Here is a 12512-nt window from a genome sequence, read left to right as displayed (position 1 = left end):
CCAGCACCATGGCGATCTCGCTGTCCAAGGACGCACTCAATACCGAAGCGGCCAGCCGCAAGGCGGTCGATGTGCTCGACCGTCTGGAAAAGATGCAGCTGGTCGGGCGCTTGGCCAAGATGGCCCTGCTCGCCGTCGCCATCGCGGCCGGGCTGATGATCTTCTTCTGGGCGCAGAAGCCCGGTTACGTGCCGCTCTACGCGGGGCTCGACGCCAAGGCTACGGCCGAGGCGAGCGACCTGCTGCGTGCGGCGCAGATCCCGTTCAAGATTGACCAGGCGTCCGGTGCGATCTCGGTGCCTGAAGCGAGCATCCACGATGCGCGCCTGAAGCTCGCCGGCTCCGGCCTAGGCGAATCCGGTCGCATCGGCTTCGAGCTGATGGAGCGCGATCCGGGCTTCGGTGTCAGTCAGTTCGTCGAGAACGCGCGTTACCAGCACGCGCTGGAAACCGAGCTGGTCCGCACCATCGCCGCGCTGCGCCCGGTGCGCGACGCACGCGTGCATCTGGCGATTCCCAAGCCGTCGGCGTTTACCCGGCAACGCGAAGCCGCCAGCGCATCGGTCGTACTCGAACTCCGCGGTGGCGCAACGCTGGAGCGTGGTCAGGTCGATGCCATCGTGCATCTGGTCGCCTCGAGCATTCCCGACCTGGCGCCCGACCGGGTGACCGTGGTCGACCAGAACGGGCGCCTGCTCAGCAACGATGCGCAGGACCCGGCCGCGGCGCTCAGCGCGATCCAGTTCGAGCAGGTCCGCCGCCAGGAAACCTCGTTCAACCAGCGCATCCGCGAGCTGCTCGAGCCGATGGCCGGCTCCGGCCGGGTCAACGCCGAAGTCACCGTCGACATGGACTTCTCGGAAAGCGAGGAAGCACGCGAGCTGTACAACGCCGAGCCGCCGAAGCTGCGCAGCGAGCAGATGAGTGAATCCGCATCGAGCGACAGCGGCCCGCAGGGCATTCCCGGCGCGACCAGCAATCTGCCCGACACCGCGGTCAACCCGGAACCGGTCGATGCCCAGGTCGCGGCCGCCGCCAACGGCGCCGCAGGCGATTCCTCGCGCAGTTCCACCCGCAACTACGAACTCGACCGGACGCTCAGCCATACGCGCCAACCGCCGGGTCGGATCCGTCGGGTCAGCGCCGCAGTACTGGTCGATCACGTACCGCGCGCCGGTGCCGATGGCGCCACGTCGACGCAGCCGCTGACCGCTGCGGAACTGCAGCGCGTCGAGGCACTGGTGCGCCAGGCGGTAGGCTTCGACGAGGCCCGGGGCGACACCGTGTCGGTGATGAATACCCCGTTCGTGCGCGAGCAGTCCGAAGGCTTCGACGCGCCGCCCTGGTGGCAGCAGCCGATGCTGCGCGACATCGCGCGTTTGTTGCTCGGTGCGCTGGTGGTGCTGGCGCTGCTGTTCGGTGTGGTGCGCCCCGCGGTGCGCCAGATTGCAGGTCCGTCAAAGTTGCCCGCGCCCAAGACGCCCGCCACGGCCGAGGTGACGCTGCTCAACGAGCCGCTGCCGGAACTGGCCGAGGACACGGCACGCATCACCGCGTTGAGCGAAACGCGCGCACCGATCGCATTGCCGTCGGATGCCTACGAAGACCGCCTGCGCACTGCACGCGAGGCGGTGAAAACGGATTCCAAGCGCGTGGCGCAAGTCGTCAAGGGATGGTTGGACGATGAAGCGGCCGCCTGATCTCAACGCACTCAACGGCGTCCAGCGCGCCGCCGTGCTGCTGCTCTCGCTCGGCGAGGCCGACGCGGCCGAAGTGCTCAAGCACATGGACGCCAAGGAAGTGCAGAAGCTCGGCCTGGCGATGGCGACGATGGGCGCGGTCAGCCGCGAACAGGTGGCCACGGTGATGGACGACTTCTCCGGTGCACTCGATCGCCAGACCTCGCTCGGTGTCGGCGCAGACGACTACATCCGCGCAGTGCTGGTGCAGGCGCTGGGCGCGGACAAGGCCGGCAGCCTGATCGACCGCATCCTGCTGGGTCGCAACACCACCGGCCTCGACACGCTGAAATGGATGGACCCGCGTGCGATTTCCGATCTGGTGCGCCACGAGCACCCGCAGATCATCGCGATCGTGCTGTCGCACCTCGACGCCGACCAGGCTGCGGACACCCTGAAGCTGTTGCCCGAACGCACACGCGCCGACGTGCTGCTGCGTATCGCCACGCTCGACGGTATTCCGCCCAACGCACTCAACGAACTCAACGAGATCATGGAACGCCAGTTCGCCGGCAACCAGAACCTCAAGTCTTCGGCTGTGGGCGGCATCAAGGTCGCGGCCAACATCCTCAACTTCATGGACACCGGCCAGGACCAGAGCCTGCTGGGCGCGATCCGCAAGGTCGACGAGCAGCTGGGACAGCGCATCCAGGATCTGATGTTCGTGTTCGACGATCTGATCGAACTCGACGATCGCGAACTGCAGGCGGTGCTGCGCGAAGTGTCCGGCGACCGCCTCGGCGTGGCGCTGCGCGGCGCCGATCCGAAGGTGCGGGACAAGATCACCCGCAACATGTCGCAGCGTGCGGCCGAGATCCTGCTCGAGGACATGGAAGCCCGCGGTCCGGTGCGCCTGTCCGACGTGGAGACCGCACAGAAGGAAATCCTCACCCTGGTCCGGCGCCTCGCCGATGAGGGCGCGATCACCCTGGGCGGCGGCAACGCCGAGGAACTCGTATGAACGAGGCCGTGCGCTGGTACGCCCCATCGATCGGCGACACACCGCGCGCCGTGGTCCAGGACGAACCTGTCGAGATGCCGCGTCCGCCTTCGCTGGAGCAGATCCAGCAGATTCGCGACGACGCGCAGCGCGAGGGCTACGAAGAGGGACTCGCCCAGGGCCGCACGGAAGGCATGGCCGCAGGCCAGAGCGAGATCCGCCGCCTGACCGCGCAGATCGAAGGCATCCTCGACAACTTCTCCCGTCCCCTCGCCCGTCTCGAGAACGAGGTCGTGGCCTCACTGGGCGAACTGGCCGTGCGCATCGCCGGCGGTCTGGTCGGACGCGCCTATCAGTCCGAACCCGCGCTGTTGGCCGAACTGGTCGACGAAGCGGTGATCGCGGTCGGCGGCGCCGCGCGCGAGGTCGAGGTGCGCCTGCATCCTGACGACATCGCCGCGCTGACCCCGTTGCTGTCACTGGGCGATGCCACGCGCCTGGTCGCTGATCCGGCGCTCGCGCGCGGCGACTTGCGCGTGCATGCCGAAAGCGTCCGCATCGATGGCAGCCTCGACGCCCGACTGCGCGGCGCGCTGGACGTGGTGCTGCGCCGCGCGGGTGCACGCGCATGAGCGCTGTGCAGCTGCCCAGCGCCGATCCGGCCGAATGGATGACCGCGCGCAACCTCCGCCTGGCCACGCGCCTCGATGCGACCGGCCCGGACCCGGCCGCCGGCCGCGGCCTGATCCGCGAAGGCATCCTGCGCCGCGCGATCGGCCTGACCGTCGAAGCGGTCGGCTGCGAAGCCCCGATGGGCGCGACCTGCAAGGTCGAAGTGGACGGTGGCTGGGTCGAAGCCGAAGTCGTCGGCTTTTCCGGCGACCGCACCTCGCTGATGCCCAGCGCCGAATTGCACGGCTTGCTGCCGAATGCACGCGTGGTGCCCTTGCACCGCCGCGGCGGCGTCGAGATCGGCGAAGGCCTGCTCGGCCGCGTCATCGACTCCGACGGCGTGCCGCTGGACGGCAAGGGCCCCATCCGCGCCGAAGGCAGCGTGGGCATGGCCGGCGTGTCGATCAATCCGCTGGCGCGCGAGCCCATCATCCAGCCACTGGACGTGGGCGTGCGTGCGATCAACGCGCTGCTGCCGATCGGCCGCGGTCAGCGCGTGGGTCTGTTCGCGGGCTCGGGCGTCGGCAAGTCGACGCTGCTGGGCATGATGACCCGCTTCACCGAAGCCGACGTCATCGTGGTCGGCCTGATCGGCGAGCGTGGCCGCGAAGTGCGCGACTTCGTCGAGAGCACGCTCGGCGAGGAAGGCCTGCGCCGCGCGGTCGTCGTGGCTGCACCTGCCGACCGCCCGCCGCTGGCGCGGTTGCATGGCGCCTACCGCGCCACGGCGATCGCCGAATGGTTCCGCGACCAGGGCCTCAACGTTCTGCTGCTGATGGATTCGTTGACCCGCTTCGCCCAGGCGCAGCGCGAGATCGGCCTGTCGGTCGGCGAGCCGCCGACCACCCGCGGCTATCCGCCGTCGGTGTTCGCCAAGCTGCCGGCGCTCGTGGAGCGCGCGGGCAACGGCGCTGCAGGACGCGGGTCGATTACCGCGTTCTATACCGTGCTGACCGAAGGAGACGATCCGCAGGATCCGATCGCCGACGCTGCGCGCGCGATCCTCGACGGCCACATCCTGCTGTCGCGGCGCATCGCCGACGCAGGCCTGTATCCCGCGATCGACGTCGAATCCTCGGTCAGCCGCGTGGTGACCGAGATCGCCGACGACACCTGGCGCGAGCGCATCCGGTCGCTGAAGCGGCTCATTTCGGCCTACAACGCCAACCGCGATCTGATCGCCATCGGCGCGTACCAGCGCGGCGCCGATCCAGCAGTCGACGAGGCGCTGGCGCGCTGGCCGGAGATCGTCGCGTTCCTGGGCCAGGACATCGCCCGCGCCGCCGACCTGCACCACAGCCGCGAGGCGCTTGAGCGCCTGCTGCATCCCGAGGAAGCGTCCGCATGAAGCAGTCCCGCCGCATCGATCCCTTGCTCAACCGCGCCCAGGAGACCGAGGACGCGGCGGCGCGCGTGCTGGCTGACCGGCAGAGCACGCTGGCACAGCACGAGGCGCAGCTGGTCGAACTGCGTCGTTACGCCGACGAATACGGCAACAGCCAGCTGTCCGCCACCAGCCCCGCGCAGCTGGCCAACCGCCGCGCATTTCTCGACCGGCTGCAATCCGCGGTCGAGCAGCAATCGCGTGCGGTCGACAACAGCCGGCAGACGGTCGAGGTCGAACGCGGCCGGTTGCTGCTGGCCAGCCGCGACAAGCAGGTGCTCGAACAGCTGGCCGCCAGTTATCGCGCGCAGGAACGCGTGGTCGATGAGCGCCGTTCACAGCGCGAACTCGACGATCTGGGCGCACGTCGCGCGCGGCTTAACGCGCTCGCCGCCGACGGAGCCGATGCATGACGCCGTTGGCCGCCACGTCCTCGGCTTCGCCCGCGCCCGCACCGGGCGCACGCAGCGACAAGACCGCATCCACCGACGGTGAAGGCAACGCGTTCGCGCAGGCACTGGAACGCCGCCAGGGCCCGCGCGCCAGCGCCGATTCCGCGCGCGCGCGCACCTCTGACGAGACCGCCGCCGATACGACCACGCCGGATGCCGCACCGGAATCGGGCGCACTGCCCGGCGCGGGCGATCGTGCTGATCAGGACACGGTCGAATCGCCGGCAACGCCCATCGTCGACGTGCAGCAACCGGCGCCGGTGTGGCCGCCAGCCGGTCTGGCAGCCCTGCTCGGCTTTCCCGCCGAGACCACGCCTGCCACGCCACCCGCACTGGAAGGCCCCGAGGCCGATCTGCGACCGCTGCTGCTCGGCGGCGCCGTGTCGTCCGCAACCACACCGGTGTCGACCGCAGTGCCTGCGGCGGCGATCACATTGCCCGAAGCCGCCCTGCCGGATGCCGATCCCGCGCTGGCACTGGCCGCGCTCGCAACCGACACGGCCGCGCCGGTCGAAGGGAGCGAGCCTGCACCGGTCGCGTTCGCGCTGCCCGCGACCGCGCCCCTGCGCGAGGCGGCACCGATCCTCGCAGCACCGCTGCCGGCGCCCGAGGTCGGCGCGGAGGACTTCGAAGCCCGGTTCGGCGCCCAGCTCCAGTGGATGGCCGAACAGAAGATCGGGCATGCACGCATCCGCGTGACCCCGCATGACCTGGGGCCGGTCGAGGTGCGCCTGCACATGGACGGCGACCGGATCCGCGCCGAATTCGTCGCGCCGCAGGCCGAGACCCGGCAGGCGCTCGAACAGGGCCTGCCACGCCTGCGCGATCTGCTCGGCGAACATGGCTTCCAGCTGGCGCATGCCGGCGTCGGCAGCGGCCACACCAGTGCGCGCGACGGAGATCCGTCGTCGGCGCCGTCCACCAGTGGCGCGTCCGCGGATACGCAGGACGGGGGACTGAACACCCAAGACCTCGCGCGCCGGCGCACGACACTGGGTCTGCTCGACGCCTACGCCTGATCCGGCGCCCAGGCCGCGCCAAAGGATCGGCGCGCATCGAGACATCATCCCTGCCTGCCCGCGTCGCTGACGTCTCGCGCACGACGCCCGGCATTCCCGATTCGCGCCGCTGCGCGCTTGTGCGCTGGACCCGCAGGACATGCCCCCATCTGCGGGGCGACTCCGACGGGCAGCCGACCCGCATCGCGCAGGTGCACCCCTTGACGGTGTCGTACGGACACCAGGCCTGTCTCGACGGACCTGACGGAATCCCGACGCGCGAACGGCACGGCGATTGCATCTCCCTGCATGGATTCACACAGGTACCTGTCACGTGGCCGCTGTCGCCCAATCGCCCCGCTCTCCGTCCACCTCCAAACGCCGCCTGTTGACGGTTGGTGTCGCACTGATCGTCCTGATGGGCGCTGGAGGTGCCGGCTGGTACCTCTTCAACCGGAAGGCCGCACCGGTGTCGACGCTGCCGGCGCCGGCGCAATACCTGCCGATGTCCCCGGCGTTCGTGGTCAACCTCGACGAAACGCCGATGGGGCCGCGATACCTGCAGGTGGAAGTGCAGCTGGTCACGCGTGATCCGCTGGCGATCACCCAGTTGCAGCAGCACGAGCCCGCACTGCGCGCGCGCCTGCTCATGCTGTTCGCCCAGCAGACCTACGACGGCGTCGCCACCCGAGAGGGCAAGGAAGCGTTGCAGGCGCAAGCGCTGGAGGAAGTGCGCACGCTGATGGTGGAGGAGACCGGCAAGCCGATCGCCGAAGCCCTGCTGTTCACCAGTTTCGTGACCCAGTGAGCATGCGTCGATGAGCAACGACCTGCTCTCCCAGGACGAGATCGACGCGCTGCTGCACGGCGTCGACTCCGGCGCGGTGGATACCGAGCCGGCGCCCGATCCCGGCGTCGCCCGCACGTACGACTTCGCCAGCCAGGACCGCATCATCCGCGGCCGCATGCCGACGCTGGAGATGGTCAACGAGCGTTTCGTGCGCCTGTGGCGCATCGGCCTGTTCAACCTGATCCGGCGTTCGGCCGATCTGTCGGTGCGTGGCATCGACCTGATCAAGTTCGGCGACTACCTGCACCAGCTCTACGTGCCGACCAATCTCAACCTGATCAAGTTCAAGCCGCTGCGCGGCACCGGGCTGATCGTGTTCGAACCGAAGCTGGTGTTCGCGGTCGTCGACAACTTTTTCGGCGGCGACGGCCGCTATCCCACGCGCATCGAGGGCCGCGAGTTCACGGCCACCGAGATGCGCGTGATCCAGCTGATGCTCAAGCAGACGTTCGCCGACCTTTCGGAAGCGTGGGCACCCGTGCTGGACGTGGAGTGCGAGTACATCAACTCCGAGATCAACCCACACTTCGCCAACATCGTCACGCCGCGCGAGTACGTGGTGGTCAGCCGCTTCCACGTCGAACTCGAAGGTGGCGGCGGCGAGATCCACGTCACCCTGCCGTACTCGATGCTCGAACCGATCCGCGAACTGCTCGACGCCGGCATCCAGAGCGACCGCGTGGACCGCGACGAAAGCTGGAACGTGTCGATGCGCGAACAGCTGATGTCGGCCGAGGTCACCGTGTCGAGCATCCTCGCCAAGCGCAGCATCGACCTGCGCCAGCTCACGCGACTGAAGGTCGGCGACATCCTGCCGATCGACCTGCCCGCCGAAGTGCCGGTCTGCGTGGAGAACATCCCCGTGTTCACCGGCCGCTTCGGCACCGCCGACGGCTGCAACGTCGTGAAGATCACCGAGACCCGGCCGCCCGGCATGCCGGCGCCGCGCCGCCCAGACCCCCAGGATCCGCCCGCATGACCACCCAGGACCACACCTTCCAGGACGCTGTCGCGCCTGCCAAGTTCGACGACCTGCGCGCCGACGGCCCGCTGGAGTCGACCGACCTCAACCTCGACGTCATCCTCGATGTCCCGGTGGCGTTGTCGCTGGAGGTGGGACGCACGCGTATGCCGATCCGCAGCCTGCTGCAGCTCAACCGCGGCTCGGTGATCGAACTCGAACGCGGCGCAGGCGAACCACTGGACGTCTACGTCAACGGCACGCTGATCGCGCATGGCGAGGTCGTGGTCATCAACGACCGGTTCGGCGTGCGCCTCACCGATGTGGTCAGCCCCAGCGAACGGATCCGGAGACTCCGGTGATCGTGACGAGTGCCCTGCCGGTGGCCACGGCCGCCGCGCCTGTGGCTGCGCGCGAGGTCGACGGCCAGGCCGGTGATGCGCGCGGCAGCGGTGACGCCGCGGTTGTACCGTCTTCCGACGCTGCAGCTTCGGTGGAAGCACCCGAAGCGGCGCCCGGTGCGATGGAGACCGTGATGGCGGCTGCGGCTGTCGACACCCCCGATTTTTCCGCCGTCGTCGCCACGACCAGCGCGCCTGCGCGCGCGATCCCGCTGATGACCCAGCCGACGACACCGATGCAGATCGGCGCGCACGCGCCGCAAGGGCCGGGCCTGGGCGGCGCATTCCTCGCGCTGGTGCTGGTGCTCGGCTTGATCCTCGGCCTGGCTTGGCTGCTCAAGCGCCTGCCAGGCGGCGGTTTCCGCCAGGCCGACGGCCTGCGCGTGGTCGCCAGCATTTCGCTGGGTGCCAAAGAGCGGGCGGCTGTGGTGCAGGTCGGCGGCGAACAGCTGCTGTTGGGCATCGGCGCCGGCGGGGTACGGACGTTGCATGTGCTGCCGCAGCCACTGCCCGAGGCCACGCCCGCGCAGATGCCCACGCTCAAGAACCTGCCCGATTTCAAACAGCTGCTCGCGCAACGCCTGCGCAAGGACACCTGACGATGCACCGCCGTTTCCGCCCGCAGCGCTGGCTTGCGCTGGCTGTCTTCGCGCTCGGCCTGATGCTGCCGACGCTGGCCCTGGCCGCCGCCGGCGCTCCGCAACTGCCTGCGCTGCCCGACGTCACCGTGGGCCAGATCGGCAATGCGCCGGTCAGTCTGCCGCTGCAGACCCTGCTGCTGATGACGGCGATCACGCTGATCCCGTCGATGCTGCTGGTGCTGACCGCGTTCACCCGGATCATCGTCGTGCTGGCCCTGCTGCGACAGGCGCTGGGCACCGGGCAGACGCCGTCCAACCAGATCCTGGTCGGCCTCGCACTCTTCCTGACCGCGCTGGTGATGACGCCTGTGTGGGAAGCGGCCTGGAACAACGGCTTCGGCCCCTACCTCGATGGACGCATCGACTTCCGCACGGCCTGGGATCTGGGGACCGCACCGTTGCGCGGCTTCATGCTGGCCCAGGTGCGCGAGACCGATCTGATGACTTTCGCCGGCCTCGCGGGACACAGCACCTACGCCGGTCCCGACGACGTGCCGTTCCAGGTACTGGTGGCCTCGTTCGTCACCAGCGAACTCAAGACCGCATTCGAGATCGGATTCCTGATCTTCATCCCCTTCATCATCATCGACCTGGTCGTCGCCAGCGTGCTGATGTCGATGGGCATGATGATGCTGTCGCCGATGCTGGTCTCGGCGCCGTTCAAGATCCTGCTGTTCGTACTGGTCGACGGCTGGGTGCTGACGGTGGGCACATTGGCGGCGAGCTTCAACATGCCGTAGGCGTGTTGGAGCGGAGATTCGGAATTCGAAACAGCAGCCGCGGCGTCATTCCCGCGCAGCAGAAGCCGTCAACCGCCGAATGGCGAGTCATCCAGCGACTTTCGTCCAGGACCAAGACCGCTCCAAAGCACGACGCCCATGGATGACCCGCCGTTCGGCTCTTGAAAGACCCGCGTTCGCGGGAACAACGGCCAGACACGTTTGCAATCCCTTACGCCCCCGTTATCCCGCTCGTTCGAATCACCCACCACCAACCCCGGCCTCCACCCATGTCTCCAGAAACCGCCCTCACCGAACTGCGTCGTGGCCTTGAAGTCGCGCTGTGGGTCGGTGGTCCGCTGCTGGTGACCGTACTGGTGGTCGGCGTTGTCGTCGGCATCGTCCAGGCCGCAACCCAGATCAATGAACCGACGATCGCCTTCGTCGCCAAGGCTGCAGCGCTGACCGCGGCGCTGTTCGCACTTGGCGCGATGCTGCTGTCGTATCTGGTCGACTACACGACCACGCTCTTCCGCAGTATTCCGCACCTGATCGGCTGAGCATGCGCGCGCGCGGAGGCCAACGCTGATGGATGCCGCCACGCAGATGGCACTCGACGGCCAGCAGGCCTTCGGCATGATCGGCACGATGCTGTGGACCGCGCTGCGCGTGGGCGCACTGCTGATGGCGATGCCGCTGATCGGCACGCGCGCCCTGCCCGCGCGCATCCGGGTGATCGCCGCGCTCGCGTTGAGCCTGGCGCTGGCGCCGCTGCTGCCCACGCCGCCGGCTTGGACCGGTTTCGATGCCGCGACCATTCTGTCGATCGCGCGCGAGCTTGCGGTCGGCGTGGCGATGGGATTCATGCTGCGGCTGGTGTTCGAAGCCGGCGCGCTGGCCGGCGAACTGATTTCGCAGGGCTCCGGTCTGTCGTTCGCGCAGATGAGCGACCCGTTGCGCGGCGTGCAGTCCGGCGTGGTCGCCCAGTGGTTCTATCTCGCGTTCGGTTTGCTTTTCTTCGCTGCCAACGGGCATCTGGCAATGGTCGCCCTGCTCGTGCACAGCTATGAAGCGCTGCCGATCGGCACTGCGCTGCCCGATGTCGAAGCGACGCTGCGCGTCGCACCGGAATTCTTCTCGCTGGTACTGCGCGGCGGCGTGACGCTGGCGCTGCCGGTGATGGTCGCGCTGCTGGCGGTGAATCTGGCCTTCGGCGTGCTGTCGCGCGCGGCGCCGGCGCTCAATCCGATCCAGCTCGGCCTGCCGATCTCGGTTCTCGTGGGGCTGTTCCTGATCGCGATGCTGGCCGGCGAGCTTGGCCCACCGGTGCAACGTCTCTACGACGCCGCGTTCGACGCCGCGGGACGGGTCCCGCTGGGGCGCTGAGGCCGATCTGCAGGCGCGCGCACGCACGCGGACGACGTCCTGCTGAAGTCCGTCGCACGCCGCGCTGAACACGACCGCGCCTGTGTGGGATCGCGCGTGCGCGCGATCGCCACCGGGCAGACCCCCAACCGGACTCGGCTGGGCACGCGCGCCTACGTCCCCACCATCCCGCCGTCTGCGGGGGCACGCGCCTTGCAACACCCCCGGCATCTCCCCCAGGTCCTGCGCCAATGGCCGAGAACGAAGACGGTCAGGAAAAGACCGAAGAACCCAGTCAGAAGCGGTTGCAGGACGCGCGCGACAAGGGCGATGTTCCGCGATCGCGCGAACTCGCGACCGTGGCCGTGTTCGGCGCCGGCGTGGCGTCCCTGCTCGTGATGGGGGGTGGGATCACCGCACGTGCCCAGGACTGGATGCGCGGCGCGTTGACGCCGGACGTCGCACTGCTGGAATCGCCGCAGAAGATGTTTGGCCACACCGGCGAACTCATGCTGGGCTTCATGTGGATCCTGGCGCCGCTGCTGTTGGCGACGCTGCTTGCCTGCTTCGTGGCGCCGGCGGTAATGGGCGGCTTCAATTTTTCCAGCAAGGGGCTGGTACCCGACCTCAAGAAGCTCGATCCGATGGCCGGCCTCAAGCGCATCTACGGTCCCGAGGGCCTGGCCGAACTGCTGAAATCCCTGATGCGCGTGCTGCTGGTCGGCGGCGCGGCCACGCTGTTCCTGTGGCCGGCGATGCCGCGGCTGCGCGCGATGATCAACCAGCCGCTGGAACAGGCCGCGGCCGGCGGCCTGAAGTTCGCGCTGTGGATGCTGATGGCGACCGCCGGCGCGCTGTTGCTGCTCGCCCTGCTCGACGCGCCGTACCAGAAGTGGAACTGGCGCCGGAAGTTGAAGATGACGCGCCAGGAACTGCGCGAGGAAATGAAGGAAAGCGAGGGCCGGCCCGAGGTCAAGGGCCGCATCCGCCAGCTGCAGCAGGAGATGTCGCAGCGCCGGATGATGGAGGACGTGCCCACGGCCGACGTGATCGTGGTCAATCCGACCCATTACGCGGTCGCACTGAAATACGACGGCGGCGCGATGCGCGCGCCGCGCGTGATCGCCAAGGGGGTCGACGAACTGGCCCTGCGCATCCGCGAAGTCGCCGCTCAGCACCGGATCACTCTGGTCGAAGCGCCGCCTTTGGCACGCGTCTTGTATCGGGACGCGGACATCGGCCAGGAAATCCCCGTGAAACTCTACGCTGCCGTCGCCCAGGTGCTGTCCTACGTCTATCAGCTGCGCAGCTGGCGGGCGGGCACGCCGCAGCCGCAGCTCGCGGATCTCGAGATTGACGAAGGCGGCACGTCCGGAGGCCGACCGTGAGC

General features: G+C 68.6%; 14 protein-coding genes. All 14 read left to right on the top strand.

The features are described from left to right. Positions 1-8: 8 nt before the first annotated feature. Positions 9-1700 (top strand): flagellar basal-body MS-ring/collar protein FliF, encoded by a 1692-nt coding sequence (gene fliF, locus ACZ9YD_RS06885; protein WP_465074375.1) that lies wholly within the window; start codon positions 9-11, stop codon positions 1698-1700. Further along, complete coding sequence (gene fliG / locus ACZ9YD_RS06880; RefSeq protein ID WP_465074373.1) at positions 1684-2700, top strand: flagellar motor switch protein FliG; 1017 nt, start codon at positions 1684-1686, stop codon at positions 2698-2700. The genes fliF and fliG overlap by 17 nt, the downstream gene beginning before the upstream one ends. After that, positions 2697-3311 (top strand): FliH/SctL family protein, encoded by a 615-nt coding sequence (locus tag ACZ9YD_RS06875; protein WP_465074372.1) that lies wholly within the window; start codon positions 2697-2699, stop codon positions 3309-3311. Before fliG ends, ACZ9YD_RS06875 begins: the two co-directional genes overlap by 4 nt. Continuing rightward, positions 3308-4699, top strand: coding sequence for a FliI/YscN family ATPase (locus tag ACZ9YD_RS06870; protein ID WP_465074371.1), 1392 nt, complete (start codon positions 3308-3310; stop codon positions 4697-4699). The genes ACZ9YD_RS06875 and ACZ9YD_RS06870 overlap by 4 nt, the downstream gene beginning before the upstream one ends. Next, positions 4696-5148, top strand: a complete 453-nt coding sequence (gene fliJ, locus ACZ9YD_RS06865; protein WP_465074370.1) for a flagellar export protein FliJ — start codon at positions 4696-4698, stop codon at positions 5146-5148. Before ACZ9YD_RS06870 ends, fliJ begins: the two co-directional genes overlap by 4 nt. Then, positions 5145-6206 (top strand): flagellar hook-length control protein FliK, encoded by a 1062-nt coding sequence (locus ACZ9YD_RS06860; protein ID WP_465074369.1) that lies wholly within the window; start codon positions 5145-5147, stop codon positions 6204-6206. Before fliJ ends, ACZ9YD_RS06860 begins: the two co-directional genes overlap by 4 nt. A gap of 367 nt (positions 6207-6573) precedes the next feature. Next, positions 6574-6993, top strand: a complete 420-nt coding sequence (locus tag ACZ9YD_RS06855) for a flagellar basal body-associated FliL family protein (protein ID WP_465074368.1) — start codon at positions 6574-6576, stop codon at positions 6991-6993. A 10-nt stretch (positions 6994-7003) separates the two neighbouring features. Beyond that, a complete protein-coding gene (fliM, locus tag ACZ9YD_RS06850; RefSeq protein WP_465074367.1) occupies positions 7004-8014 on the top strand; it encodes a flagellar motor switch protein FliM in 1011 nt (336 codons plus the stop codon). After that, entirely contained in the window at positions 8011-8358 is a 348-nt protein-coding gene (gene fliN, locus ACZ9YD_RS06845; RefSeq protein WP_465074366.1) for a flagellar motor switch protein FliN, read from the top strand. The genes fliM and fliN overlap by 4 nt, the downstream gene beginning before the upstream one ends. 254 nt (positions 8359-8612) lie before the next feature. Further along, the gene (fliO, locus tag ACZ9YD_RS06840; RefSeq protein WP_465074698.1) at positions 8613-8996 is read left to right on the top strand and encodes a flagellar biosynthetic protein FliO; all 384 of its coding nucleotides are present in this window, start codon (positions 8613-8615) and stop codon (positions 8994-8996) included. A gap of 62 nt (positions 8997-9058) precedes the next feature. Continuing rightward, positions 9059-9778 carry a flagellar type III secretion system pore protein FliP gene (fliP, locus tag ACZ9YD_RS06835; RefSeq protein ID WP_465074697.1) on the top strand — a complete coding sequence of 240 codons (720 nt, stop codon included), beginning with the start codon at positions 9059-9061 and terminating at the stop codon, positions 9776-9778. Between the two features lie 269 nt (positions 9779-10047). Beyond that, complete coding sequence (locus ACZ9YD_RS06830; protein WP_465074365.1) at positions 10048-10317, top strand: flagellar biosynthetic protein FliQ; 270 nt, start codon at positions 10048-10050, stop codon at positions 10315-10317. A gap of 28 nt (positions 10318-10345) precedes the next feature. Continuing rightward, complete coding sequence (fliR, locus tag ACZ9YD_RS06825; protein WP_465074364.1) at positions 10346-11143, top strand: flagellar biosynthetic protein FliR; 798 nt, start codon at positions 10346-10348, stop codon at positions 11141-11143. 230 nt (positions 11144-11373) lie between these two features. Then, on the top strand, positions 11374-12510 hold the full coding sequence (gene flhB, locus ACZ9YD_RS06820; RefSeq protein WP_465074362.1) for a flagellar biosynthesis protein FlhB: 1137 nt from the start codon (positions 11374-11376) through the stop codon (positions 12508-12510). The last annotated feature ends 2 nt before the right edge of the window (positions 12511-12512 follow it).

Source organism: Luteimonas sp. AC640a, from assembly GCF_979256585.1.
The sequence above is the reverse complement of the archived record's forward strand: the minus strand, read 5'-3'. Positions and strand labels throughout refer to the sequence as shown.

Excerpts from the sequence above, each read along its gene's own strand:
- fliF (WP_465074375.1), top strand. The coding sequence starts at position 9 with ATGGCGATCTCGCTGTCCAAGGACGCACTCAATACCGAAGCGGCCAGC.
- fliG (WP_465074373.1), top strand. The coding sequence starts at position 1,684 with ATGAAGCGGCCGCCTGATCTCAACGCACTCAACGGCGTCCAGCGCGCC.
- ACZ9YD_RS06875 (WP_465074372.1), top strand. The coding sequence starts at position 2,697 with ATGAACGAGGCCGTGCGCTGGTACGCCCCATCGATCGGCGACACACCG.
- ACZ9YD_RS06870 (WP_465074371.1), top strand. The coding sequence starts at position 3,308 with ATGAGCGCTGTGCAGCTGCCCAGCGCCGATCCGGCCGAATGGATGACC.
- fliJ (WP_465074370.1), top strand. The coding sequence starts at position 4,696 with ATGAAGCAGTCCCGCCGCATCGATCCCTTGCTCAACCGCGCCCAGGAG.
- ACZ9YD_RS06860 (WP_465074369.1), top strand. The coding sequence starts at position 5,145 with ATGACGCCGTTGGCCGCCACGTCCTCGGCTTCGCCCGCGCCCGCACCG.
- fliM (WP_465074367.1), top strand. The coding sequence starts at position 7,004 with ATGAGCAACGACCTGCTCTCCCAGGACGAGATCGACGCGCTGCTGCAC.
- fliN (WP_465074366.1), top strand. The coding sequence starts at position 8,011 with ATGACCACCCAGGACCACACCTTCCAGGACGCTGTCGCGCCTGCCAAG.
- fliO (WP_465074698.1), top strand. The coding sequence starts at position 8,613 with ATGACCCAGCCGACGACACCGATGCAGATCGGCGCGCACGCGCCGCAA.
- fliP (WP_465074697.1), top strand. The coding sequence starts at position 9,059 with ATGCTGCCGACGCTGGCCCTGGCCGCCGCCGGCGCTCCGCAACTGCCT.
- ACZ9YD_RS06830 (WP_465074365.1), top strand. The coding sequence starts at position 10,048 with ATGTCTCCAGAAACCGCCCTCACCGAACTGCGTCGTGGCCTTGAAGTC.
- fliR (WP_465074364.1), top strand. The coding sequence starts at position 10,346 with ATGGATGCCGCCACGCAGATGGCACTCGACGGCCAGCAGGCCTTCGGC.
- flhB (WP_465074362.1), top strand. The coding sequence starts at position 11,374 with ATGGCCGAGAACGAAGACGGTCAGGAAAAGACCGAAGAACCCAGTCAG.